The following is a 24,671-nucleotide window of genomic DNA, read 5'->3' as shown; positions in this document are numbered from 1 at the left end:
ATGATGCTGAAACGCCTTCTGGCCGGCGCGGCGCTCGCGCTCGGCCTTTCCGCCTCCGCCCAGGCGGGCCAGACCTTCGAGGCCGTGAAGGCGCGGGGGATGCTCAATTGCGGTGTCAATGTCGGCGTCGCCGGCTTCTCCCTGCCGGATAGCCAGGGTGTCTGGCGCGGCATGGATGCCGATCTCTGCCGCGGCGTCGCGGCAGCGGTCTTCGGCGACCCGAACAAGGTCCGCTTCGTGCCGCTGACCGCGGTGCAGCGCTTCACCGCCCTGCAATCGGGCGAGATCGACGTGCTGATACGCCAGACCACGTTGACCATGACGCGCGACACCACGCTCGGCCTGCGCATGGTCGCGGTGAACCTCTATGACGGCCATGGCTTCATGGTCCGCAAGGATGCCGGCGTGACGGAGCCGAAGGGGATGGATGGCATGACCATCTGCCTTTCGCCCGGCACGACGAATGAGCTGGTGACGACGGACTGGTTCCGCGCCAACAACCTGCGCTTCACCCCGCTGCTGCAGGAGCGGATGCAGGACAATGCGACCGCGCTGCAGGCGGGCCGGTGCGATGCCATCGGCACGGATGCGACGCAGCTCGCGGCGCTGCGGAGCCAATTTACCAATCCCGGCAATTTCGTGATCCTGCCGCAGCGCTTCAGCAAGGAGCCCTATGGGCCGGTGGTCCGCCGCGACGACCAGGAATGGTTCGACGTGATCCGCTGGACCCTCTCCGCGCTGATCCAGGCGGAGGAGCTGGGCGTGGCCAGCACCAACCTTGATGCGATGAAGGCCAGCCCGAACCCGGAGATTCGCCGCCTGCTCGGCACCGATCCGGTGCTCGGCCAGGCGCTGAAGCTGGACCCGGCCTGGGCCTTCAACGCGATCAAGGCGATCGGCAACTATGGCGAGCTGTTCGAGCGCCATCTGGGACAGAAGACGCCGATCGGGCTGGAGCGGGGCATGAACCGGCTCTGGACCGATGGCGGGCTGATGTATTCCTGGCCGATGCGGTAATCCCCGGCGCGGCGGCAGCCTCCATGGTTGCCGCCGCGCCGCCGAACGCCTAGTTTGCGGCCCGGTCGGGGCGTGGCGCAGTCTGGTAGCGCATCTGCTTTGGGAGCAGAGGGTCGGAGGTTCGAATCCTCTCGCCCCGAGACCGGCTTCGCATCGAGGACGCCCTATGTCGCAGCTTGCCCGCATCTTCGTCGTCCCGCGCTCCGCCATGCAGTCCGGCCGGGGGCGCTCCCAGGGCTGGACCCTGGCCTATGAGCCGGGCGAGCGGCAGCTTATCGACCCGCTGATGGGCTGGGCCGGGTCGGGCGATACCAATGCCCAGGTCTCCCTGCATTTTGCGACCAAGGAGGACGCCATCGCCTATGCCGAGGCGCATGGCATTCCCTATGAGGTCGAGGAGCCGAAGCCGGTCCGCATCAAGGCCAAGGTCTATGCCGATAATTTCCGCTTTGGCCGGCCGGAGAACTGGACCCACTGACCGATTCGCGCCCGTAGCTCAGCTGGATAGAGCACGCGCCTTCTAAGCGTGTGGTCGTGGGTTCGAATCCCGCCGGGCGCGCCACCTTCTAGCCGAGCGTCACCGACCAGCCGGCGCGGAATTCGCCCCCCGGCGGGATGGAGACCACCCCGGGCTTCTCGGCGAAGTCGCCATCCCAGCCCTCGGGGCTGTGGAAGCCCTGCCAGGGCTCGATGCAGAGGAAGCCCGCACCCGGCCGGCACCAGAGGGCGAGCACGGGAAAGCCGCTGAATTCGAAGCGCAGCCCGGCACCGCCCGCCGCGCGGTAATCAAGGCCGCGGCTGGCGACGCGGTCGAGGATCAGCGCATCCGCCGCGAACAGGCCGGGCTCGAGATCGAGCCGCCGGTCCTGGATCGGCGTCGGCACCGGCGCCGCTTCCAGCAGCCCGCCCGAGAGGCGCCGGACCGGGGCCGGCTCCGGCTGGTCGAACAGGATCGCATGCGGCTCGCCTTCGGCGCCCGGCAGGGGCCAGCGGAAGGCCGGATGGGCGCCGAGCGAGGCGGGCAGGGCCTCCTCGCCTGAATTGGACAGCACATACTCCACCCGCAGCCTGCTGCCGGCGACGGCGTAATGAAGCTCGAGCGCGAAGGCGAAGGGATAGGCCTCCCGCGTCGCGGCGTCGTCGGTCAGGCGGAAGGCGCAGCGATCCGCCTCGGCGGCGATGGGGGTGAAGTCGCGGTCGCGGGCAAAGCCGTGCTGGGTCATGGCGTACCGCTGGCCGGCATGGCGGTAAGCGTCGCCCGCCAGCTTGCCGATGATGGGGAAGAGCACCGGCGAATGCCGCGGCCAGGTCGGGCCGGCCTCCCAGAGGAAGTCCCGGCCGGCCCCATCCTGCAACCGGCAGAGCTCCGCACCCTGCGGCTTGATCTCGGCGGCGATGCCGGCGGCGGCGATCCGCATCAGACCGGCTCCAGCCGCCGGTGGGGCGGCGGCGGCAGCTCGACCGTGATCGCATCCCCGGGCCGCACCGGCCCCCCTGTCACGACGACCGCCATGATCCCCGCCTTCCGCACCAGCCTGCCATCGGCGTCGCGGTCGAGCACTGCAGCCAGCAGCCCAGGTTGCCAACGCTCGATCTGGCTGCAGGGATTGCGCAGCCCAGTGACCTCCACCACGGCCTCCGCTCCGAGCCGCAGCCGCGTCCCCGTCGGCAGGCCAAGCAGGTCGATGCCGCTTGTGGTGACATTCTCCCCCAGCTCGGCCGGCGCGACCCGGAAGCCGCCCGCCGCGACCTCCTCGAACAGCTCGGCCTGGAGCAGATGGACCTGGCGCAGATTGGGCTGGCTCGGGTCGCGGGCGACGCGGGAGCGGTGCTTCACCGTGATGCCGGCATGCGCATCGCCGGCGATGCCGAGCCCTTCGACCAGCGTGATCTCGGGCGTCAGCCCCTTCGAGAACCGATGCGCGCCATCCAGCGCCACCGCCACCACCTGTCCCATCAATGCCCCCGGATCACCGTGCGAATGGCGAAGCTCGACTGGATGCGGGCGACGCCGGGCAGGCGGGAGAGCACCTCCTTATGGATGCGCTCGTAATCCGCCGCGTCGCGCGCCTCGACCCGCAGCAGGTAGTCGGCGATGCCGGTCATGAGATAGCACTCCCGCACCTCGGCGCAGCGCCGCACCGCCTCCTCGAAGCGCTTCAGATGCTCATCGGTCTGGCGGTCGAGGGTGATCTGCACGATCACCACCACCAGGTCGCGCGGCGCGGCCTCCTCGATCAGGGCGGTATAGCCACGGATGATGCCGCGATGCTCCAGCAGCCGGACCCGCCGCAGGCAGGCCGAGGGCGAGAGCCCCACCGCCTCGGCGAGGTCGGCATTGGTCATCCGCCCGTCGGCGCGGAGCAGGCGGAGGATGACGCGGTCGGTCTCGTCCAGGGCGAGCATCGAAGACTCTGCGAATTCGCCGCAGATCATGCCGAAAATTCGAGGCTTTGTGCAGGACCATCGAAGCTCTGGCGTGAAATTCGCATCTCCTGACGCCTAGGCTCGTTTGGACAATGAGGCGGAGGGGGCGATGCGGGTTCTGGTGCTCGGCAGCGGCGTGGTCGGGGTGACCAGCGCCTGGTATCTCTCCCGCGCCGGCCACCAGGTGACTGTCATCGACCGCCAGCCGGCGGCCGGGATGGAGACCAGCTTCGCCAATGCCGGCCAGGTCTCGCCCGGCTATTCCGCCCCCTGGGCCGGCCCGGGCATCCCGGTCAAGGCGCTGAAATGGCTGATGATGCGCCACCGGCCGCTGGTCTTCTGGCCGCAGGCCAAGGGCGGGCTCTATCCCTGGCTGGCGCGGATGCTCGCGAACTGCACCGAGGATGCCTACGCCACCAACAAGGCGCGCATGGTGCGGCTGGCGGAATACAGCCGCGACTGCCTCCGCGATTTGCGGGACGAAACCGGCATCGCCTATGACCAGCGGACCCAGGGCACGCTGCAGCTTTTCCGCACCCAGAAGCAGCTCGACTCGGTCGGCGGCGACACCGCCGTGCTCGATGCCTTCCATGTCCCCTATGAGCTGCTGGACCCCAAGGGCTGCGTCGGCGCCGAGCCGGCGCTCGGCCTAGTCGAGGGCAAATTCGTCGGCGGCCTCCGCCTTCCAGGCGACGAGACCGGCGATGCGCATGTCTTCACCCAGCGGCTCGCCGCCATGGCGGCCGAGGCGGAGGTCGAATTTCGCCAGGGCGTAACCATCCAGGCGATCGAGAGCGAGGGCGACCGCATCACCGGCGTCGCCACCGGTCAGGGCCGCTTCACCGCCGACGGCTACGTGGTCGCGCTCGGCAGCTACTCGACCGCGCTGCTGCGGCCGCTCGGCGTGCAGGTCCCGGTCTATCCGGTGAAGGGCTATTCGCTGACCCTGCCGGTCACCGAGGAAGCGGCGGCGCCGGTCTCGACCGTGATGGACGAGACCTACAAGGTGGCGATCACCCGGCTCGGCGACCGTATCCGGGTCGGCGGCACGGCGGAGCTGGCGGGGTTCAACCTGAAGCTCCGCGGCCCGCGGCGGGAGACGCTGGCGCATTCGGTGGGCGATCTCTTCCCCCATGGTGGCGACCTGGCTCAGGCGCAGTTCTGGACCGGCCTGCGGCCGATGACGCCGGACGGGACGCCGGTGGTGGGGCCGACACGCTACCGCAACCTGCATCTGAACACCGGCCATGGCACGCTCGGCTGGACCATGGCCTGCGGCAGCGGCCGGCTGCTGGCGGACCTCGTCACCGGCCGCACCCCCGAGATCGCTGCCGACGACCTCGCGCTCACGCGCTACGCGGCGGCTTGACGGGCCTGCCGGGGGCGGCCTGACTGGCCGCCTGGAGCGTGATCGCCGGAGGCTGGAAGGGCCGAAGGCGTGAATCACGCGACCAAAAAAATGCGTTGGATACCGCGCCGCGATCCCTGCATCGCGGCGCGTTGTCCAACGGGAGGCTAGTCATGGAATACCGCACCCTCGGCCGCAGCGGCCTCAGCGTCAGCCGATTCTGCCTTGGCACCATGATGTTCGGCGGCCCGACCGATGCCGCCACCAGCGCGCGGCTGATCGACCGTGCGGCCGAGGCCGGGATCAATTTCCTCGACACCGCCGATGCCTATAACGGCGGCCGGTCCGAGGAGGTGGTCGGCCAGGCCATCGCCGCCCGGCGCCATGCCTGGGTGGTGGCGACCAAGATCGCCAACAAGGTCGGCCAGGGTCCGAACGAGGGTGGCCTCTCCCGCAAATGGGTGGTCCAGGGGACGGAGGCCTGCCTCCGCCGCCTCGGCACCGATTTCATCGACATCCTCTACCTCCACAAGGAGGACCATGCGACGCCGCTGGAGACCACCGTGCGGGCACTGGCGGATCTGGTGCGGTCGGGGAAGATCCGCCATTTCGGCGTCTCCAATTACCGCTCCTGGCGGATCGCCGAGATTTGCCGCCTCTGCGACCAGGCGGGGATCGACCGGCCCGTCGTCTCCCAGCCCTATTACAATGCCATGAACCGCCAGCCGGAGGTGGAGCAGCTGCCGGTCGCCGCCCATTACGGCCTCGGCATCTTCCCCTATTCGCCGCTCGCCCGCGGGGTGCTGACGGCGAAGTACCGCCCCGGCGCCGAGCCCGAGGCCGGCAGCCGCGCCGCCCGCCGCGACAAGCGCATGCTGGAGACCGAGCTGCGTCCGGAGTCGCTGGAGATTGCCCAGACCATCCGCGAGCATGCGGAGCGGGCTGGCACCACCCCGGTGCATTTCGCCATCGCCTGGGTGCTCAACAACCGGCTGATCACCGGCAGCATCCTCGGCCCCCGCACCGAGGCGCATCTGGAGGACTACCTGGCCGCGCTCGACTATCGCTTCACCGCCGAGGACGAGGCGCTCGTCGACCGGCTGGTGCCGCCCGGACATCCCTCGACGCCCGGCTACAACGATCCGCAATACCCGATCGAGGGGCGGGTGCCCGTCGTCAGCTAGGCCTCAACCCTCAGCCAGCGCCACGTCCAGGAGCCGTTCCAGCACTTCCGGCTCCTGCGCGCCGGCGATGGCGCTGCGGCCGCCGACGACGAAGCAGGGCACGCCGTTGATGCCGAGCCGATGGGCGCGGAGATTGTCGGCATGCACCGCCTCGACCTCGGCGACGGTCGAGAGAAAGCGGCGGGCCAGCGGCCCATCCAGCCCCTGATGCGCCGCGATGCCGGCCAGCGCATGAGCGTCGCCGATATCCGCGCCCTCGGTGAAATAGGCCTCGAAAATCGCCTCGACCACCGCATCGGCGGCGCCGAAGCGACCGGCCCAGCGGACCAGCCGATGCGCATCGAGCGAATGCGGAATGCGGCGGATGCGGTCGAAGCGGAACTCGATCCCCTCTGCCCGGCCGAGATCGGTGATGGTGCCGTGCAGCCGCCGCGCCCGGTCCTCGCCGCCGAATTTCCGCGCCATGTAGTCCTGGCGCGGCACGCCCTGGGGCGAGAGATCAGGGTTCAGCAGGAAGGGCCGCCAGACCAGCTCCGCCAGCACATCCGGGCGGGACCGCAGCATGCGCCGCAGCCGCCGGATGCCAAGATAGCACCAGGGGCAGACGAGGTCATAGACAACCTCGATCGGCAGCCGGGCGCGGGGAGGGGCGAGCAGGTTCACGCGCGCATCATAGGCCCAAGCCTGCGGCCGGGCGAAGGCCCCGCTACAGCGTCGTGACCACCGTATCGCCCCCGGCACGGCGGGCCGCCCGCCGTAGCCCTTGCGCCCGGGCGAGCAGCGCCGGCCCATCCTCCTCATGCCCGCGGCTGAGGGCGAGGCCGATGCTGCAGGTCACCGGCAGGGCGCCGAAGGGCGTCGGCACCGGCTGCAAGCGCACCGCCCGCAGCAGCCGCTGGGCCGCGCCATGCGCCTGGGCGGGGAAGATCTCGGCCAGGCAGATGCCCAAGCCCCCATCGACCAGCCCGATCAGGTCCTGGATCCGGATGCGTTCCTGCATCCGGTCGGCGACGCCGAGCAGCACCGCCTCCCGCAGGGCGGGGCCATGCGCGGCGGCCAGCCGGTCGAGCCCATCCACCTCGAGGCAGAGCATCCCGACCTGCGGCCCGTTCGGTTCCGCCATGGCCAGCACCGCATCCAGGAAGCGCAGCAGGGACTCCTCGGTCGCGGCCCCGGTCACCGGGTCGCGGTGGCGGCCATTCGGGTCGTCGCTGAGCGGCGCGGGGATCATCGGCGGGTCCTGCGGATTGCGGTCGAGCCTCCATTGTGACGAACCCGGTTGGCGATTGCTTAACCGACCGGCACGACCCGCGATGACGTTTTCGGCAAGTTTCGGACAAAACCCCCTTCGGGTAGGGAAAGGCGGAAATTCTATAGGAATATCAGCCCATTGATGCCGCCTTGTCAAGGGCTGGCGGCGATGGCCCCTGGACTTGCGCCGGCGGCGGCAGTCTGCTCGGCCGGTCCAGCCGGGGAACCCGCATGTCCGCCTTCGACGCCATCAGCCGCCGCCAGCCCGAACTCGCCGCCATTCGTCGGGACATCCATGCCCATCCCGAACTCGGCATGGAGGAGCACCGCACCGCCGAGCTGGTGGCGCGCAAGCTGGAGGAATGGGGGATTGAGGTGCATCGCGGCGTGGGCGGCACCGGCGTGATCGGCGTGCTGCGTTCGGGCAATGGCGAGGCGGCGATCGGGCTGCGTGCCGACATGGATGCCCTGCCGATGGAGGAGGCGAATGACCTGCCCTATCGCAGCACCGCGCCGGGCCGGATGCATGCCTGCGGCCATGACGGCCACACCACCATGCTGCTCGGCGCGGCGCAGTATCTGGCGGAGACGCGGGCCTTCAACGGCACGGTGAATTTCATCTTCCAGCCGGGCGAGGAGGGCTGCGGCGGCGCACTCGCCATGCTGCAGGACGGGCTGTTCGAGCGCTTCCCCTGCAACCAGGTCTTCGCCATGCACAACCGGCCCGGCCTGCCGGTCGGCGAATATGCGATCCGCAGCGGCCCGACCGCGGCCGGCGGCGCCTTCTTCGACATCCTCGTCGAGGGCAAGGGATCGCATGGCGCCCGGCCGGAGGCAGGGATCGACCCGGTGCTGGCGGCCTGCCACATCGCCACCGCGCTGCAGTCCATCGTCTCCCGCAACATGCCGCCGATGGACACCGCGGTGGTCAGCGTGACGAAGATTCAGGGCGGCGACGCCTATAACGTCATCCCGCAGACCGCGAAGCTGTCCGGCACGGCGCGCTTCTTCTCCGACCGGGCGCGGGGGCTAATCGAGGCCGGGCTGGCACGGGTGGCGGAAGGCGTCGCGGCCGGCTTCGGCGCCACCGCGAGCCTCGATTTCCGCCTGATCTTCGCGCCCACCATCAACGCCCCGGAACAGACCGAGCGGTTCGCCGCCGCCGCGGCCGAGCTGGTCGGCGAGGGGAAGGTCGATAGGACCAAGGCGCCGGGCATGGGCTCGGAGGATTTCAGCTTCATGATGGAGCGGGTGCCGGGCGCCTATCTGCATGTCGGCAATGGCGACAGCGCCTCGGTCCACAATCAGCACTACAATTTCAACGACGCGGCCATTCCCTATGGCGCGGCGCTGCTGGCGCGGCTGATTGAGCGGGAGATGCCGAAGGGGGTGGGGTAGGGGCGACGGGTCGGATGGCGGATGGGATTCGAACCCCAAGGGCGCGCTTGCGCGCCCGTTACACTTGCCATCGTGGGTTCGAAAGGATCGCAGGTTGAGGCTGGCGGATGGGGTGACCGTCGAACTCTGGTCCCTGGTTGTCTCGCGGTGCCTCTGAAGTTCCCGGTAGGCACGGTGTTCCAGGCAAACTCCCGAGGTCGTCGTCCCCCACCATCCCGGCTTGTGCCTCTCCAGTCCACAAGGTATTTGTGGCCTAGTTTGTGGACGGGCGAGCGATGGCCAAGCTGACAGCGACGGCGGTTAAGGCGCTGGTGGCGAAGGGCAAGCCCGGCGCTCATGCCGATGGCGGTAACCTCTACCTCCGCGTTGCCGGTCCCGGCTCGGCGAAATGGACCCTTCGCTACATGCGGTCCGGGAAGGCGCGCGAGATGGGCCTCGGCGCCTGCGACCCCGAAGGCAGGGACGGCGTGACTTTAGCCCAGGCTCGTATCCGGGCGGAGGAGGTCCGGGCTGTCTTGCGGCAAGGGCTCGACCCCCTTGAGGAACGGAAAGCCGCTACGGAAGCAGAAAAGCAGGCCAAGGCGGCTGCCGAGGCCGCGACTCGCACCTTCCGGGATGTGGCCGAGATGCACGTCAGCGCCCATGAGGCGGGATGGCGGAACGAGAAGCACCGGGCACAGTGGCGCTCCACGCTGGAGGCCTACGCCTATCCGGTCATGAGAGAGTTGCCGGTAGCCGCGATTGAGACCGACCACGTCCTGCGGGTCTTGCAGCCCATCTGGACCGAGAAGCCGGAGACGGCATCCAGGGTGCGCGGCCGGATCGAGGCGGTGCTCTCCTACGCCACGGCTCGGAACTGGCGCCAGGGGGAGAACCCGGCGCGATGGCGGGGCCATCTCGATCACCTGTTGCCGCGGCGCTCCAAGGTAGCGACGGTTGAGAACCACGCCGCTCTGCCCTGGCAGCAGATTGCGACATTCATGGGCGCGCTGCAGGGCATCAGCGCGACGGCTGCTCGTGCCCTTGAGTTTACGATCCTGACCGCCTGCCGCAGCGGCGAGGTCCTGGGCGCCAAGTGGTCCGAGATCGACATGGAGGCTGCCGTCTGGACCGTCCCGGCGAGCCGTATGAAGGCCGGCCGGGAGCATCGTGTCCCGCTCTCGTCAGCTGCGCTGGGGGTATTGGCCCAGATGGCGCCGCTGCGGCCGGCCAAGGGCGACACCTACGTCTTCCCTGGCCAAGTGAAGGGCAAGCCGCTGTCCAACATGGCGATGCTCATGCTGCTGCGCCGGATGAACCCCGAGGTGGAAGGCGAGCCGCCGCGCTGGCGTGATGGGCGGAGTGGCTCCGCAATCACCGCCCATGGCTTTCGCAGCAGCTTCCGCGACTGGTGCGAGGAGGCGACCAGCACGCCGCATGCGGTATCGGAGGCGGCGCTGGCTCACACTATCGGCGACAAGGTTGAGGCAGCTTATCGGCGCGGCGACCTGTTCCAGAAGCGGGCTGCGCTCATGCAGGAATGGGCAGACTTCTGCGGATGGGAGCCAGCAGAGGTCCGCGGAGTGCGCCCAAGGGAGCAAGCGACCGCTTGACCGTCAGCGGCGGGGCTGTGCTGGCCGCAACGGGCCAGGCCCTTCCCGCTACACATTGCCAATTAGTCGATAGCGTGAAGCAATCTGCGGAGGTGGGCTTGTCGGACCGCGGGAAACTTAGTGCCAGCGAACTGACCGAGGAACTGTGTTCCGAATTGACCAAGGCGGCATCGGCATACGGACAAACCGACGATCCGGATCTCCGTCGTGATGCTGCACTGGATCAGCTCATGAGGATTGCGTCGTATCTGCCGCATTTAGGGATTCCGCATGACGCGCTCAGACCGATGACTGCCATCATCCATGCCATCGCCGATATCGACCGTGGGACAGTCCCTCGTATACTCAAACGGATTAGGCGAGTTAGCGATCAACGAATTCCTTTCGAGCATCTCGCTCAGCGTGGGATAGCGGCTGCTGCGGTGACCCTGTATTACGAAGCCGATAATGAGCAGGGCAGTGACGAAAAGAGGCTCGATCGCGCACTAAAGAAAGTGGCGATACGCATTAGAAATTGGCCGGCGGTTACCCAAAGGTCGAGTAAGCGCAACGGTCCCCAAAGCATGGTGGAACCGCTGCGAGACTGGCGAAATGCAGCCATGGCAGGCGGTTCGGAAGACTTGGACCACACGAAGTACATCGCGGCTCTTCAGACGCGACCCAAGGACGTGCATTCACCCGCCAGCTGGGCGGAATGGCTCCTCACCCACGGGGTGAAGCTCTACCTGTGAAATCCGAATAGGCGCGCGACTATTCGGATGCAGCCTTCGCCATCGTCCTCCCACGCACCCTGGGGCTCCAGGGGACGGGGAGACAAAGACACATGACTTCCGAGCACATCGCACCGCTTGCCGTGCCGCTGCCGCAGGCTCCTACGGTAACGGGTCTGAGCCGCAGCACGATCTACCGCGAGGCCGCGCGGGGGAACATCCGGCTCCTCAAGGCAGGCCGCTCGACCCTTGTCGATATGGCCAGCGTGCGCGCCTTTCTGGCCAGCCTGCCCACCGCCTCGATCCGCGCGCCTCAACAGGCCGCCTGAAACGCAAAACCCGCCCGGCGGACCGGACGGGCTGCGGAAACTATGGCGTGGACACTGACACCCGCGACATAGCAGGCCGAGCCACGAATTTCCAGCCCGCCGCGCCTCCAACCGGAGCCGCGATACCGTGACCATTCATCCTCTCGATGCCCTCCGCCTTCAGCGCGGGGTGGAACACCTCCACCAGCTCGGGCCACGCGCCACTGCCGAACTGTTGGCCGAGCTGACCGCTCGGATCGGCGGCATGCCGGCCTTGTTGCGGCTGCTGGAGGAATACCAGAACCGCCTATCGCCCAAGCTCCTCCGCTCTGCCGGCGGTGACCGCTTTCCGCGCCGGCCGCTGCATGAGGTGCGCGCATGAGCGGGCAGAACAAGCCACGTGACCGCGGCGGCCCAATGCTCACCGCGGCCAAGCTCTGGCGTCGGACCAGCGGGAAAGGTACTGACTACCTGGCTGGTCGCCTGGGTGGGGTGAAAGTCCTGGTGATGGAGAACCGGGACCGGCAGGGCGATGACGACGCCACCCACCTCCTGATGTTCGCCGAGGCTTCGCCTCGCACCGGGGGCGGCCAATGAAGCGCCGGCCTGACATGCCCGAGGTCGCGGCACTGCTTGGTCAGCGCATGACCGAGCTGGCGCTCGAACTGACGGGCGCCAAGGCGACCGCCCAGGGCCGCCAGGAATGGCGGTTCCGCGGCAAGGGCTCGCTGTCGGTGGTCGTGGCTGGCTCCGATCGCGGATCCTGGTTCGACCACGAGGCCGGCTGCGGTGGCGACGCCCTGGCACTGGTGGCGCATCTTCGCCACCTGCCGATGTTCAGTGCCTGGCGCTGGGCTCTGGGCTGGCTGGGGCTTGGCGAGGATGCAACCCAGGCAGCGCCCTATCCGCGCCTTCTGACGCCGCCCGAGGCTCCGCGCGAAGCCGTCCAGCCGGCCACCCTCGATCTGGCGCAGCGCCTTTGGCGGGAGGCTGTGGCGGCCGATGCGCCTGGGTCGCTGGTGCCTGTCTATCTGGGTTCGCGTGGGGTGGGGCTTGAGCCTGGCGCCCCGCTGCGCTTCCACCCGGAATGTCCGCGCGGTGCGGAGCGGTGGCCGGCCATGCTGGCGCTGATGACCGACCCGGTCACCGGCGCGGCCTGTGGCGTGCATCGAACCTTCCTCGCACGGGATGGGAGCGGGAAGGCACCCGGCCCGCTGCCGGCGAAGATGATGGCGGGCCAGGCCGGGGTGGTGCGGCTTGTGCCGGACGAGGAGGTGACGGCCGGCCTCGGTATCGCCGAGGGGATCGAGACCGCGCTGAGCGTGATGCAAGGCTTCGGCTGGCGGCCGGTCTGGGCGGCGACCTCGGCTGGGATGATGCGCTCGCTGCCGGTGCTGCCCGGCATTGAGGCCCTGACCATCTTCGCCGATGCGGACGGCGCCGGCATGGCCGCGGCCACCGCTTGTGCTGCCCGATGGACCGAGGCCGGGGCGGAGGCCCGTATGGTCGCCGCACCGGCTAACCGGGACTTCAACGACCTAATGAGGGAGCGAGCGGCGTGATGCATGGCAGAGCGTCCCCTGAGGAGATGCTGCGCGCTGCCGGCGCCACCATCTCCGACCCGCCCGTTACCGATGCCGAGCCGCCTGAATATTCGGACGATGCAGTGGCGCTCGCCTTCTCGGCCCGGCACGCGGGCAACCTGCTGTTCGTCCCGGAATGGGGGTTCTGGCTGCGCTGGGATGGCTCCCGCTGGGCCCGCGACACCACCCTGGCCGTCTTCGACCTCGTGCGGGTGGTCTGCCGCCAGCAGGCGGCCGAGGCACAGGCCCAGGCGGACGGCGTCCCGGCCTGGATCTCCAAGATCGCCAGCGGGCAGAAGGTGGCCGCGGTCGAGCGGCTGGCCCGTGCCGACCGGCGCCATGTGCGTGCCGCAGCGCTATTCGATGCCGATCCATGGGAGCTGAACACCCCAATCGGAGTTGTCGACCTCCGCACCGGCAAGCTGCGGCGGCAACGCACCGCCGATCTCTTCACGAAGGTGGCGCAGGTAACACCTGGTGGTGACTGCCCGCGGTGGCGGGCCTTCCTGCTCGAAGTCATGCAGGGCGACGCCGAGGCGGTGGCCTACCTGCAGCGCTGGGCTGGCTACCTGCTCACCGGCCTGACCCGGGAGCATGCCTTCCTCTTTGCCTTCGGACCCGGCGGCAACGGCAAGTCGGTGCTGGTGAACACCCTCGCCGCGGTCCTCGGCGACTACGCGACCACGGCGCCGATGGAGACCTTCATGGCGTCGAACACCGACCGCCACCCCACCGACCTGGCCGCCCTCCGCGGCGCACGTCTGGTGGTGGCGTCCGAGACGGAAGCCGGCCGGGCCCTGGCCGAGAGCCGGATCAAGGCCCTCACCGGCGGAGACAAGATCGCGGCCCGGTTCATGCGGGGCGATTTTTTCGAATATGTGCCCGCCTTCAAGCTGGTGATGGTGGGCAATCACCGCCCGTCCATCCGCAACCCGGACGACGCCATGCGCCGCCGGCTGCACCTCCTGCCCATCACCTTCAAGCCGCCGCAGCCCGACCACGATCTCCAGGAGCGGCTTCGGTCCGAGCTGCCTGGCATCCTAGCCTGGGCGATCGAGGGTTGCCTTGCCTGGCAGAGCGAAGGCTTGGGCATGCCGCAGGTGGTAGCGGATGCGACGGTTGAATACTTCGCCGAGCAGGACATGCTCGCGCAGTGGCTGACCGAGCGGTGCGAGCCCATCCCAAGGGCAGAAGCACCCTCAGCGGCCCTCTACCGCGACTGGCGAGCCTGGGCCGAAGGCCGGGGCGAGGTGGCTGGGACCAACAAAGCCTTCTCGGCGGCGCTGGAGCGGCATCACGCCAAGAAAGCAACCAAAGCAGGAGCGGTGTTCGTCGGCATCCGCCTCCGTCCTTCCGACAGCGGGGTGCTCTAATGAAGCCGCTTTTGCAAGCCGGGTGGTGGGTTGTGGTGGGTCTCCCTTTTCAAGCGTCTTATTATCGCGCGAGCGCACGCGCGAATTATAACGCTCGAAATGTAGAACCCACCACAACCCACCACCGACCGGCCAGTGCTGTGGTGGTGGTGGCATGAGCGCCGGCCGCCGCGTTGCAAACCGAGGAAGCGCCCACCCAATAGCGGCAGCGACCCTCCACTCACCCGCAGCCAGAGGCCCCATGCCGGGGATTCAGCCGTGAGCACCGACCCTGAAAATGCAGAACCGAAACAGCGTGGCCGACCGTTCGAGCGCGGCCAATCCGGCAATCCAGCTGGCAAGCCGAAGGGGACGCGGCACAAAGCGCTGATAGCGCTGGATGCCATCGGCACCGAGGGGGCGGAGGACGTGCTGCGCAAGGTCGTGGAGGATGCCAAAGCCGGCGACATGCGGGCTGCCGAGATTCTACTGCGGCGGGTTTGGCCGGAGCGGAAGGGGAGGCTGGTGGAGCTCGACCTGCCGCCGGTCGCTACCGCTGCGGATGCCGTGAAGGCTGCAGCAGCCATCGTCGCCGCGGTGGCAACGGGCGAGCTAACGCCGGAGGAAGCGCAGGCAGTGGCCGGCGTGGTGGAGATCCAACGTCGCACGATCGAGACCGCGGAACTGGCGGAGCGGATCGCGGTGCTCGAGGCGAGGGCTGGGCAATGACGGAGCGGAGCATGGGCCGTCGCGTGGCGCGGATGGAGCGGGCCTGGGGCGGCCGGGATGACCTATCGCGCCTCTCCGACGCCGAACTTGACGCAGCGATCAACGATGTGCAGCGGCGGATGATTGAGGGCTACGCAGGTCGCCTTCACCGCTTCAACGCACCGGAGGAAGCCGATGAGGCCGAGGCAGCGCTGCGGAAATGGGTTGAGTGGGGCGAGATAGCCGCGCGGCTGATCGCTGGCCGCACCGCGCCGCGCAGCGCCATCAGCGGGGAGGGTCAACCATGAAGCCAATCGAACAGCGCCTCGCACGCCTTGAGCGAGCCCATGGGGCGGGCTGGGAAGCATACCGGCATGTCCCGCCGGAGCAGTGGCCCGACGCCGCCCTGCTGGCCTTCCTGGGGCTGCCGGTTGATGCGAGTGATGCGGACCTGCAGCGGATCATTGACGAGGAGCCGGAGGCGGAGCCGAAGCCGTGAGTGGGCTCATGCAGCGGCTCCTGAGGCTCTCGCTTGGCCTTCCTGCCCCCGTGGTGTGAAAGCCTCAAGGCCCGGGCTCACACGGAGAAGACTGGAGGTCTCACTGGACATCCGCATCGCCCTCACGCGAGAACCGGACACTGACACCAAATCACGCCGATCAGCACTTGTGGGATAAAGCGGCTCCGCCGAGGCGGGGGCGCAGCTGCATCGGGACGGCCCTTGCCGCCGATAGGTTGGGATCAGCGGGGCTTGGTATAAGGCCCGTTTCCTCAGCGGGAACCCCCTCCCTTCCAATGCGGGTTCAAGCTGACTATGGGTTTCTTTGTTGCGGACGTCCGAAGTTTGCCATCGTGCGCAACACGCTCCGAGGCCCTCCTTGGACCCCAGCTCTGATCAAAATCCTACCTTGGGTTTTCCAAAGGCTTGGAGAAAGTGAAAATTTTAAAGCGGCCCTAACAACTCGACAGCATAGCAGAATCAATCGTTCGCCACGATTGAGATACGCCAGTGGCTCGATCCCCGCTGAAGGCGCCTCATGAGGCGCGGAGATTGGCGGCCGATGCCTCGGCGCTGGAATCGTCATCAAAGCGCCTGCTGGAGCGTGGCATGTGATCGAAGCCACGAGGTTGCTCATGGAGACGTCCCATTTCGTCCTGTCAATCTCGTTTACCGACTGTCCCGAATCGCGCATGGAGATTCCTGCGTAAAGACGGTCCACCACAATTGGCAAAGCGCCGGGACTAAGCAAGGCATGGAGCAGAACTGAGAAGTCTTCATAATATACCACCCAATCATAAGTAGACTCGGGAATGGATTTCAGGACAGCTCGGCTTACAATCATACCGCAGAAGGGGATGTGGTTTACACCACCAAGCGACTTGCCGAAGTCACCGGCAGGAAAATAACGGGCTTCCCTACCGTGGTAAATGGTGCCAATAGCAGATTGTTTCTCTGACACCCACTCATTGAAGTGTTGGGTATCGAGCAGAATGGTCGCGTGTAATGGGACAACGTTCAGGATGAGGCCCAGTCGCTCGGCTTCGTTCGGAAAAACCCAATCATCGTCGTCAACGAACCAAAACCAGTCGGCATCAATGGCGTAAGCTGCATGCCGAACGAGCTTGTTGCGGCTGTCGATGCCGCCGCTCTCGGTTATTGCGACCAACTCGGCGTAGTCCTCAATGAAGTCAGGCCTGTCCTCTGCTTTGTCGGTCAAAACCCGGATCACGAAACGCGTGGGACTGCCCGCCGAGATGACGAAGGCGCTAATCGTCTCTAGCGTCCGGCGCAGCAGGAGTGGCCGCTTGAACTGTGTCCGGACGCAGATTGCTACGGTACGAGCTCCACGCTGCACTACCGAGTTGCGCAAGCTATCCAGATCGAGGTCTATGCGTCCGCTCCCACCGATGTTTCTGTCGGTCAATGCGGCGCCCACTTCTCCATTCACTGTTCCAATGAACCTGTTAACAAGGTTATCAGATAGGTAGCTACGAAATTTATCCGAACTGGCAGCGCTATCAAAAGCTTCCTGTGAGCCGGCACTACCGTGCCAGCATGCCAACTCAGGGGCGACGAGCACGGCGAGACCTGCGCGCGCCGTCTCAATGCAAAGCATGATGTCGTAAAGCTGAAAGCCGTTCCAATCAGGCATAACTACGCCGCTTCGGCGTAAGGAACAAAGATTTAGCAACATAACGTTGCCATCTATGCTCTGCGCAGGCAGGACGTGACCCTGCATATTTGGGCCCCGATGGGGATCAGCTACGTAGCGAAGAACCTCAGTAGGATCCAAGCCAAACCTGAACGACAAAAATCCGGCATTGCCAACCACTCCCCAACTCGGCCAATCTTTGTCTAATTGAGCGACTAGGCCTTTGAGTCTCGGGAGAAAGTCATGCCCTAGTGTCACGTCGTCATGGACTAGGCAGGCGTAAGGTTCATGTTCCTCAGAAATAATCCTGTTGATAACGCGAAAAAAAGAGGTTTGACCGAGCTCAAAGCGCAAACAACCTGTAAGCTGTTGATGACGCTGGCTGAAAGAGGCTGCATATTGGGAAGATCTGGCGACCACGAATATCATTTGGATCTCATCTCGTGAAACTGGTTACAACCTACAATTTTTACCTTCCTGTGAGTTTTGTCGATGTAACGCCCGTCAATCATAAGAGGGTCGATTAGATCGTACTGACGCATCGCCACCGTTATTAGTTGGCGATCGTGCATCTTCCGCAGCATTGACCGCGCCCGCGCCTCACCTTCCTTGCCAAAAAATTTTCGGGAAATGATTAAAAAATTACGAAGAGAATAAAACGATTCGTTTGAAACTAGATCGCGTCGATAAAAGCGGCCACCTGTGAAATGGATCACTGCGGCCGAGGGTTCATAAAGCACTTGGTAGCCGGAAAGCCAAGCCTGCCACGATAAATCGACATCCTCGAGATACAAAAAATATAGTTCGTCCATTCCGCCAATCGATTTATAGAACTCAGATTTAATCAAACAAAAGGCCCCGCTTGCCCACGGCGTTTGTAACGTTAAACTGTCGTATTCTTTGGGGTGTTCGAAGGGCCACTGACGGCCTTCCACCAACGCAATTGTGGCATCGGTAGCGTACCGCGCCAGAAGTGCATCGATGGAACCGGCTTGAGGAATGCAGTCCGGGTTGAGCAGGACGAAACAGTCATGAGGCTCGGTATGCCGGAAGATACGGTTGTGTCCTTCGGCAAAACCAACACCGTGTCCCTCAGAATTAGGGATGCAACGGACAACGACGCCATGCTGTGTTCCATCAGGCAGCAAAGCATCCGAATTGCCGTCATAGTTGAGTAGCGAGAACACGATCGGGCGTCTTGTCGACCGAACCAAAGCAGGAAGGAGGACATGTGTAATATGCTGAAGGTGCTGCGCTCCGTATACGCACTGCACGTGGACTGGATCGCCAGCGGGATTTTTATCAATTTCCATCACGACTTCTTTTTAGAGCGGCAACATGCCCATCGGCGCGGCTAGATTTGGTTCCGAAGCGTAAGCGGAGGATGTCACGATCAGTATTTCTACCCGGTAGGGGGCCAGCCATTCGCTGGGAAAAGCCGAAAGAAGCTTCGGACCTAGGTTAGCCGGTTTTTTTGCGACACGCTGTCGTTGTCCTGCCAGTCTCAATGTAGGAGAAGCCCTGATAGGAGCGACGGCGGAGACGAATATGGCCTGGGGTCGCCGCTGCGCGCCGGACGTCACCAACGAGTTGCGGGCAGTCGACAAGGTGCGCGTCTATCCAACCTTCAACCTCCAATGGGTCAACTTCTCAACCTCTATTATCTAAATTTCTTGTTCCCTCTGGCATTGTATTTCGGGTATCGGCCTCAAAGAGCGGAGGCCACGGTGCGGGATATTTCGCCGGTCTTGAAATCGATGTGTAACTCAGGCGGCTGCTCGGACCGCATGATTGCCTCGACATTCCCGAGCTTCACGATTGGCCGACGGAAGACGTCGTTAGCGAGAATTTTGCGAAAGTCTGCATTGTCAGGATGCTCGCTATCCCAGATTTTTGCGTGCTTATACTCGTCAGCTCCCATTGCTCGTCCCCAATGGTCGATTAGCATAAACTGCACGCTATCCGCGCCGACAGCCTCACCGAGTTCGACGAACTCAGCCATTTCGCGAAAATTGCAAGCTTGCACAACAAACAGCAGATCAAAGGTTGTGAACCCCGTCGAGCTACGCCTCTTACCTGATAGGAAGTGCAGATTACGTTTCAGTCGGTCGAAATCGCCTCCCCGGCGAACGTAGTTATAGGTTTCCTTGCGTGCAGCATCGACCGAGACCTGCACACTCACGACGCGTCCTTCAAGGTGACAGTCGTCCCATGCGCGCTGATCAAGCAGAACAGCGTTCGTACAAAGGCCGATCTTCAGATCCGGGAGTTTCTCATAGGTTAATCGCAGGATGTCGCGGTAATGATTACTAGCGAACGGATCGCCATCGCTGCTCATCACAAGAATTCGGGCATGTTCGAGGAATGGCAGGATGAACTTGTCCCGGATTTGGTTTAACCGCTCCTGTTCCTGCTTCTTGGCGACCATTAGTTCGGTGCGGCACGATGGACAGATCAAATTGCAGGACGCATCGTAGCCAATCTTGACCACCGATGGGCCATGCGCCGCGACGGCTCGCCGATTGTCGATGGCATCCGACAGGATAGACCCTAACCATGTTTGCCGGACCTCAGCCACGGTCGGGAGGCTGCGCGCGATCAAGCTGGGGCATTTCTCGTGGTCGCAGGCGCAGAAACTTCCATCCAAGATTCCGCGGCGGAACTGCTGAGCCTGATAGCTGTTCCAGATCTGCTTTGGAGTTCCAGTATAAATATTGCCGACCGGGATATTACGGTTCCACGCCGGACAGCAGATATATACGCCCCCTCCGGCGTATATTTCGCAATATGTCCATGGATTTTCGCAAAATCGCTGGTCTTCGTCCACGTCGATGCACCTTTTCATGACTAGACCAAGATATTGGCGCAATGCCGGGCCGCTGGCACAACACACCAATAAATCTTGTCTCCGTGCCCGCCTTGTGCCGCAAGGTTACTGCGTTGCGGCTTGCGCTTCTGCTACCGCATCCTGCCGCTCTGCGGGAGTGGTCGTGCGGGACGGCAATGGTCGCGCGTCTCGGGCAGGTTTGACCGCCTCGAAGACGCGGACGACGCAGTCATTGCGCCCGCCGAATACTGGTATGTCATGCTCGTGCAGCACGAGCCCCGCGCCGTCCAACATCGCCGGGAGATCGAGGCCAAAATCGGTGAAGACCAGTGCCCCTTCGGACCGGACCGGATCGCCATGATACTCGGGTGGCAGGAGGTATTCGATGCCGTAGGGGTCAAGCCGAGCCCGCATGACGCTTGTCTGCAGGTCCCGATTCTGTGGGATGGTGAAGATGTGGGACCCGCCAGGGCGAAGGACACGCGCTGTCTCGGCAAAGGCCGCAGCAGGATCCGGTACGTGCTCCATAACGTCCTGGCTGATGACCAGGTCAAAGCTGCCGTCGGCGAAAGTCAGCCGAGTGAGATCCTCGCAGCGTATGCCGCCAGGCCCGATGCTGCCCGTGGCGACCTCGTCAAAATACTCCGAGACCGAGTACCAGGGCTGGCCGCGCAGGGTGTCGGCAATGCCGCCGACAAAGCCGAACTCGTGCACCCGCGCGTCGGGACGGCGGCGGGCCAACTCGGCAAGCGACCCCTCGCCATCGGCCCCGAGGCGGGACAGCAGAAGATGAGCAACCGCCTCCGCCCGCCCGAGCGAGAAGCAGGCGCGACATACGAAGGCCTCGCGGAAGGTGCCGTCGGCAGGCGGCGCCAGTAGTCCGGAGGATCCGCAGACGCTGCAGTGAGGTGTCTGGAACACGGTGCCAATGGCCTTGCGAGCGGCACCACGCGAAAAGCACCGGCGAATCAATGCAGCGCCCGCAGCGGAGAGTGCGGAACAACGGTCGGCGTCCCGGAATAGCTCCACCACGCGTTCCGCGAGCCCCGCTGAATCGTCGCTCACGAGAGCGTCGCTGCCCGGGACTATGCCAATGCCCTCGGCGCCCACCGTTGTCGTCACGACGGGAACACCGCTGCGCAGCGCGTCCACGACCTTGCCTTTGACACCAGCCCCGAACCGCAAGGCAGCAAGCACCAGCCGTGCCCGTTCGAAGAACGGCTCCACTGCCGGGACCTGGCCCGTAACCACGATGCGCGGGCCCGCCAGCGCAAGGACCTCCGGCGGAGGAGCGTAACCGACCAGGACAAGCCGAGCGTCGGGCTGTTCCTTCCATACAAGCGGCATGATGTCGTTGGCGATGAACAGCGCCGCGTCGACATTGGGGATGTGCGGAAAGCCGCCGACGAAGACGATGTCGGATAGATCACGGAAATGATCCGAATCGTAGTGAGTGACTTCCGTCGTCTCGTAGAAATACGGCGGCAGCACGATCACTGGCTTTCCCGGCGCGATACGCCGGATGACCTTCGCTTCGTCCTCGCTGGGCGCCGTGATGCAGTCAACCGCACGCAGGACGGATTGCTCCTGATCCCGAACCCGCGCGATTTCCGCGTTCAAGGCAGCACCCGGACGCAGTTCCGCCTCGCGTTGCAGGCGCAGGTGGTGCAGGTCGTGCGGATAGTAAGCGATCCTTGCCTCCGTCAGCCTCCGGACGGGCCCGATCAGCGCCTCCGCGATCTCGGGCCGGGCGAGCCAGACCTCATCGACATGCGACCCATGTTCCGTCAGCCAGCCCTCGATCGTCTGCGGCGCGCGGATCAATTCGATCCCCTGGCACTCCAGCGTATCCGCAGCAGGACCGGAGGCATTGCCGTCCATCGGGCCGAATATGACACGCCAGCCACCGGTTGCGAGAAGCGACAGGTAACGGCTCATTGTGACATCGCCGGCGTGGCGATCAGGCTGCGGAATGCCGTGATCCACGACGAGCAGGACCGGACCAGCATTCGGCCCGTGGCGCAGCACGAACTCGTTCGAGATGTCCCAAGGTTGCTTCCTCAGGCGATCGGCAAAACGCTCGACGAATATCGCGTGGTGGGCACCAGACAACGCGTCCCGGCGATCGGCGCCGTAGGAGGCACTGCCGAGATGGATCACGCGGCTCTTCGGCTCATAGATCACTTTCAGCCCGCGAGCCTGCGCCCGGAAGGCGAGGTCGAACTCCTCGTAAAAGGCCGGCGCATAGAGCGGATCGAGGCCGCCAAGATCCTCGAAGACACGCTTCGGCACGGCGAAGCATGCACCGGTGACGCAATCGACCGCCCGCCGGTAGGTATAGGATCCGCTGAGCGGATTGCCGCCACGGCCGATGGGATGGCCCCAGCCATTTCCAAGGATGCGCCAGCCGGCATCCTGGACCGTGCCATTGACATTCAGCAACATACTGCCGGCGAGGCCCGCATCGGCTTCGCTCTCGAACACCTCGACAAGGCTGCGAAGCCAGCCCGGCAACACGATCGTGTCGCTATTCAGGAAGCAGAGGATTCGGCCGCGCGCCAGGGCTGCCCCCCGGTTGCAGGTCAGGAGGAAGCCCAGGTTCTCTGCGTTCGAGACCTTGATGAGCCCGCCACTGTTCGGGAGAGCCCAGAGCACCCCCTCTTCCGGACAGTCATCGACCAGGATGACCTCGAAGCTCGGCTCAGTCGCCCGAGTCACGGCGAGCGAGCGCAAGCAGTTCTCGAGGTCGGCTAATCCCTTGTAGACGGGGATGATGACCGAGACTTCGGGGGCGGTGACCGGGGGAAAGCTGATCGCCGCACCGGCATTCAGGGCGCAAAACGCCTCGCGGAGATCACGACCGGAACGCGGGGCTAGTTCGTATGCGACGACAGGATCCACCGCCGGCGGGGAAACACCTTCCGGCGCCGCTAGGGCTGGCGTGACTGTTTCGGCCGACGGCGCACTGGGTAGAGCTCCAACTTCAGCCGCCTGCATGGCACGCCGGCGCAGGAGGTATCGATGGCCGATCTGCAGCGTAGCCGTCCACCAGACGAGCTTTGCGGACCGACGCAGCCAACGTGCCGCGCGCGGATGCCGGTTTCCGAGCGACCGCATCGGAGCCAACGCGCGCCAGCCGGTGCTGTAAATGACTGCATGGTATTGATCTCGGTGCCCCGCTGCTTCATGCAGGGCAGCTGCCCGGGCCTCCTCGACGGCCCGCAGCTGGCTCTGCGCCGATGCCAAGGCCTCCGTCGCCGAGAAGGCCTTCTGCTGTGCGGCGTTGCGCTCCTCGATCAGTTTCGTGACTTCCGCCGCAAGCGGCGTATGACTGGAAGACGTCGTGGCGAAGACAGCCTGCTTGGCCTGCTTAAGTTCTGACGCCACCGCATCCCGTTCGCGCACCGCACCGGCAAGCTTCTCCTCGGCCTCGCTCAGCCGTGCCTGCAACGCCGAAGCTTCTTCCAGTCGTACAGCAGCCTCTGCCCGCGCCGCATCGCGCTCACGGACAAACCCGGCTGCCTGTTGCTCCGTCTCCGGCAGGCGCAGCGTGTTCTGGACAACATCATGCACCCGCCTTCGGTCGAGATAGACGGATGATGCGATCGGCGGCAGCGGGCCGTTGCTGGCAATGGCCACCAAGTAATGCGCCCGCGCAAGTCCGTTGGTGGCTTCGATGACGTCTGGCCCGCGACGCTCATAGCTCCGCCAGTTCGACGCCGAGTTCCCTACCATAACCGATCCTAGCACAGGGCGCTGTGCGAGCACGGTGACGTTGGCAAAATGGGCGGTCAGGAAGGTCCGGAACTCAGGATCCGTCAACTCCAGGACGTGGTAGGGGTTTGGGTCAGAACCAGGTGCGGAGTAGACGCTGCGGTCAGGCGTACTGACGGCGAAAATTCCATTTGGTCGCAGAACACGCGATACTTCGGATACAAATCGCTTGTGGTCTGCCAGATGTTCAAGTGTCTCGAAGGAAACAACGATATCCACGCAAGAATCAGGAAGCGGAAGGGCTAGGGCGTCGCCCGAGAGGAAGCGTAGATTCGTAGCTTGGTAGTTCGCCTGGGCATGAGCGACCGACCCGGCATCGATTTCGACGCCGACCACGCTTTTTGCAACCCCGGCGAGTATTGCCGAGCCATACCCTTCACCGGATGCGACGTCGAGGACGTCGAGGCCGACGCATATGTCGCGCGTGAAGCTATACCGATGATAATGCTCGAACTCGATTTGCCCTTCTGCAGCGCTGGTCATGCGCTCGCCAGTGAATTCGAGCTGCGTGTGCGGTTGAGGTATACGGAAGTTGCCGTCTGACCGCGCAGCAATGCGCAGCGATTGGGGCGAGGAGTGTTCCAAGGGATCTGATCCGTCTACCACGATTGCTGTTGATATCCGAGCGGGACGTACCAGAGAAGGTCAAAAAACCTGCCCGAGTAATCTGCGGGCTGTGCTATGGAACAAGCCGCGTCTATGGCCCGCGTTGCCCCCGGCTGTGACGAATGATCATCGGTCCGGCTTGGACGATTTCGGAAACTCGTAGATTTAGCCAAGGCCAAGTACATGCGGCAAGCTGCCGGTAGCGGCGCTGACCGACCGACTGGAAAAGCTGATAAGGCAGCGACGTTTAGGGGCACGATGCGCGAAATAGGGGTGTGGATTTATGGCCTTGCCGGTTTCCGGCAGCCCTCCGTAATTGCTTACCAAACGCTTCCAACGGCTCATCGAAGCGAAGGTCTCCTGTGCCACTGACCGGCAGGCAGATCGTCGCTGGTTAGGTTATCGTGCGCGTCGGTTCGTATATGTACCGCCA

At 64.9% G+C, this 24,671-nt stretch carries 24 protein-coding genes and 2 tRNA genes; 17 read left to right on the top strand and 9 right to left on the bottom strand.

Annotated features, from left to right (window positions below):
- The 4 genes from JMJ55_RS21170 to JMJ55_RS21155 all read left to right on the top strand — a co-directional run bounded on the left by JMJ55_RS21170 (position 1) and on the right by JMJ55_RS21155 (position 1,579).
- On the top strand, positions 1-1,017 hold the full coding sequence (locus tag JMJ55_RS21170; RefSeq protein WP_202827590.1) for an amino acid ABC transporter substrate-binding protein: 1,017 nt from the start codon (positions 1-3) through the stop codon (positions 1,015-1,017).
- 66 nt (positions 1,018-1,083) lie between these two features.
- Positions 1,084-1,157: transfer RNA gene (locus tag JMJ55_RS21165), tRNA-Pro, on the top strand.
- A 26-nt stretch (positions 1,158-1,183) separates the two neighbouring features.
- A complete protein-coding gene (locus JMJ55_RS21160) occupies positions 1,184-1,495 on the top strand; it encodes an ETC complex I subunit (protein WP_202827589.1) in 312 nt (103 codons plus the stop codon).
- A 7-nt stretch (positions 1,496-1,502) separates the two neighbouring features.
- Positions 1,503-1,579, top strand: a tRNA-Arg gene (locus JMJ55_RS21155).
- 4 nt (positions 1,580-1,583) lie between these two features.
- Here the strand turns inward: JMJ55_RS21155 and JMJ55_RS21150 are convergent.
- From JMJ55_RS21150 to JMJ55_RS21140, 3 genes are read right to left on the bottom strand one after another with little or no spacing between them, the layout of a single operon-like run.
- Entirely contained in the window at positions 1,584-2,435 is an 852-nt protein-coding gene (locus JMJ55_RS21150) for an aldose 1-epimerase family protein (RefSeq protein ID WP_202827588.1), read from the bottom strand.
- Positions 2,435-2,974 carry an MOSC domain-containing protein gene (locus tag JMJ55_RS21145; RefSeq protein ID WP_202827587.1) on the bottom strand — a complete coding sequence of 180 codons (540 nt, stop codon included), beginning with the start codon at positions 2,972-2,974 and terminating at the stop codon, positions 2,435-2,437. The genes JMJ55_RS21150 and JMJ55_RS21145 overlap by 1 nt, the downstream gene beginning before the upstream one ends.
- A complete protein-coding gene (locus tag JMJ55_RS21140; protein ID WP_202827586.1) occupies positions 2,974-3,423 on the bottom strand; it encodes an Lrp/AsnC family transcriptional regulator in 450 nt (149 codons plus the stop codon). Before JMJ55_RS21140 ends, JMJ55_RS21145 begins: the two co-directional genes overlap by 1 nt.
- Positions 3,424-3,553: 130 nt before the next feature.
- On the opposite strand from JMJ55_RS21140, the gene JMJ55_RS21135 reads away from it, so the two are divergent.
- Together JMJ55_RS21135 and JMJ55_RS21130 are read left to right on the top strand one after the other, a co-directional pair.
- Entirely contained in the window at positions 3,554-4,813 is a 1,260-nt protein-coding gene (locus tag JMJ55_RS21135) for a D-amino acid dehydrogenase (protein WP_202827585.1), read from the top strand.
- Positions 4,814-4,965: 152 nt separating this feature from the next.
- Entirely contained in the window at positions 4,966-5,976 is a 1,011-nt protein-coding gene (locus tag JMJ55_RS21130) for an aldo/keto reductase (protein ID WP_202827584.1), read from the top strand.
- Between the two features lie 3 nt (positions 5,977-5,979).
- On the opposite strand, the gene JMJ55_RS21125 is transcribed toward JMJ55_RS21130, so the two are convergent.
- Positions 5,980-6,639 (bottom strand): DsbA family oxidoreductase, encoded by a 660-nt coding sequence (locus tag JMJ55_RS21125; protein ID WP_328702726.1) that lies wholly within the window; start codon positions 6,637-6,639, stop codon positions 5,980-5,982.
- A 43-nt stretch (positions 6,640-6,682) separates the two neighbouring features.
- Positions 6,683-7,207, bottom strand: a complete 525-nt coding sequence (locus JMJ55_RS21120) for a GGDEF domain-containing protein (protein ID WP_202827582.1) — start codon at positions 7,205-7,207, stop codon at positions 6,683-6,685.
- 251 nt (positions 7,208-7,458) lie between these two features.
- On the opposite strand from JMJ55_RS21120, the gene JMJ55_RS21115 reads away from it, so the two are divergent.
- The 11 genes from JMJ55_RS21115 (at position 7,459) to JMJ55_RS21065 (ending at position 15,377) form a co-directional block, all read left to right on the top strand.
- Positions 7,459-8,625, top strand: coding sequence for a M20 aminoacylase family protein (locus JMJ55_RS21115; RefSeq protein ID WP_202827581.1), 1,167 nt, complete (start codon positions 7,459-7,461; stop codon positions 8,623-8,625).
- Between the two features lie 275 nt (positions 8,626-8,900).
- Positions 8,901-10,217, top strand: coding sequence for a tyrosine-type recombinase/integrase (locus JMJ55_RS21110; RefSeq protein WP_202827580.1), 1,317 nt, complete (start codon positions 8,901-8,903; stop codon positions 10,215-10,217).
- Entirely contained in the window at positions 10,214-10,948 is a 735-nt protein-coding gene (locus tag JMJ55_RS21105; protein ID WP_202827579.1) for a hypothetical protein, read from the top strand. Before JMJ55_RS21110 ends, JMJ55_RS21105 begins: the two co-directional genes overlap by 4 nt.
- A gap of 92 nt (positions 10,949-11,040) precedes the next feature.
- Positions 11,041-11,256: a helix-turn-helix transcriptional regulator gene (locus tag JMJ55_RS21100; protein WP_202827578.1), complete on the top strand. Its 216-nt coding sequence runs from the start codon at positions 11,041-11,043 to the stop codon at positions 11,254-11,256.
- 127 nt (positions 11,257-11,383) lie between these two features.
- Positions 11,384-11,617, top strand: coding sequence for a hypothetical protein (locus JMJ55_RS21095; protein ID WP_202827577.1), 234 nt, complete (start codon positions 11,384-11,386; stop codon positions 11,615-11,617).
- Entirely contained in the window at positions 11,614-11,832 is a 219-nt protein-coding gene (locus tag JMJ55_RS21090; RefSeq protein WP_202827576.1) for a hypothetical protein, read from the top strand. The genes JMJ55_RS21095 and JMJ55_RS21090 overlap by 4 nt, the downstream gene beginning before the upstream one ends.
- Complete coding sequence (locus JMJ55_RS21085; protein WP_236033886.1) at positions 11,829-12,797, top strand: DUF7146 domain-containing protein; 969 nt, start codon at positions 11,829-11,831, stop codon at positions 12,795-12,797. Before JMJ55_RS21090 ends, JMJ55_RS21085 begins: the two co-directional genes overlap by 4 nt.
- Before the next feature lie 104 nt (positions 12,798-12,901).
- Positions 12,902-14,191 carry a phage/plasmid primase, P4 family gene (locus JMJ55_RS21080; protein WP_202827574.1) on the top strand — a complete coding sequence of 430 codons (1,290 nt, stop codon included), beginning with the start codon at positions 12,902-12,904 and terminating at the stop codon, positions 14,189-14,191.
- 258 nt (positions 14,192-14,449) lie between these two features.
- The gene (locus tag JMJ55_RS31685) at positions 14,450-14,899 is read left to right on the top strand and encodes a DUF5681 domain-containing protein (protein ID WP_202827573.1); all 450 of its coding nucleotides are present in this window, start codon (positions 14,450-14,452) and stop codon (positions 14,897-14,899) included.
- Positions 14,900-14,910: 11 nt separating this feature from the next.
- Positions 14,911-15,186, top strand: coding sequence for a hypothetical protein (locus JMJ55_RS21070; RefSeq protein ID WP_202827572.1), 276 nt, complete (start codon positions 14,911-14,913; stop codon positions 15,184-15,186).
- Complete coding sequence (locus tag JMJ55_RS21065) at positions 15,183-15,377, top strand: hypothetical protein (protein ID WP_202827571.1); 195 nt, start codon at positions 15,183-15,185, stop codon at positions 15,375-15,377. The genes JMJ55_RS21070 and JMJ55_RS21065 overlap by 4 nt, the downstream gene beginning before the upstream one ends.
- A 313-nt stretch (positions 15,378-15,690) precedes the next feature.
- Here the strand turns inward: JMJ55_RS21065 and JMJ55_RS21060 are convergent, their stop codons facing one another.
- The 4 genes from JMJ55_RS21060 to JMJ55_RS21045 all read right to left on the bottom strand — a co-directional run bounded on the left by JMJ55_RS21060 (position 15,691) and on the right by JMJ55_RS21045 (position 24,217).
- Positions 15,691-17,460: a hypothetical protein gene (locus tag JMJ55_RS21060; RefSeq protein ID WP_202827570.1), complete on the bottom strand. Its 1,770-nt coding sequence runs from the start codon at positions 17,458-17,460 to the stop codon at positions 15,691-15,693.
- Complete coding sequence (locus tag JMJ55_RS21055) at positions 17,457-18,218, bottom strand: glycosyltransferase family protein (protein ID WP_202827569.1); 762 nt, start codon at positions 18,216-18,218, stop codon at positions 17,457-17,459. Before JMJ55_RS21055 ends, JMJ55_RS21060 begins: the two co-directional genes overlap by 4 nt.
- A gap of 521 nt (positions 18,219-18,739) precedes the next feature.
- A complete protein-coding gene (locus tag JMJ55_RS21050; protein WP_202827568.1) occupies positions 18,740-19,858 on the bottom strand; it encodes an SPASM domain-containing protein in 1,119 nt (372 codons plus the stop codon).
- A 105-nt stretch (positions 19,859-19,963) separates the two neighbouring features.
- Positions 19,964-24,217 carry a methyltransferase domain-containing protein gene (locus JMJ55_RS21045; protein WP_202827567.1) on the bottom strand — a complete coding sequence of 1,418 codons (4,254 nt, stop codon included), beginning with the start codon at positions 24,215-24,217 and terminating at the stop codon, positions 19,964-19,966.
- Positions 24,218-24,671: the final 454 nt, after the last annotated feature.

It is taken from the genome of Belnapia mucosa, assembly GCF_016775475.1.
Lineage (GTDB): Bacteria > Pseudomonadota > Alphaproteobacteria > Acetobacterales > Acetobacteraceae > Belnapia > Belnapia mucosa.
This window is presented reverse-complemented; position numbering and strand designations above follow the sequence as displayed.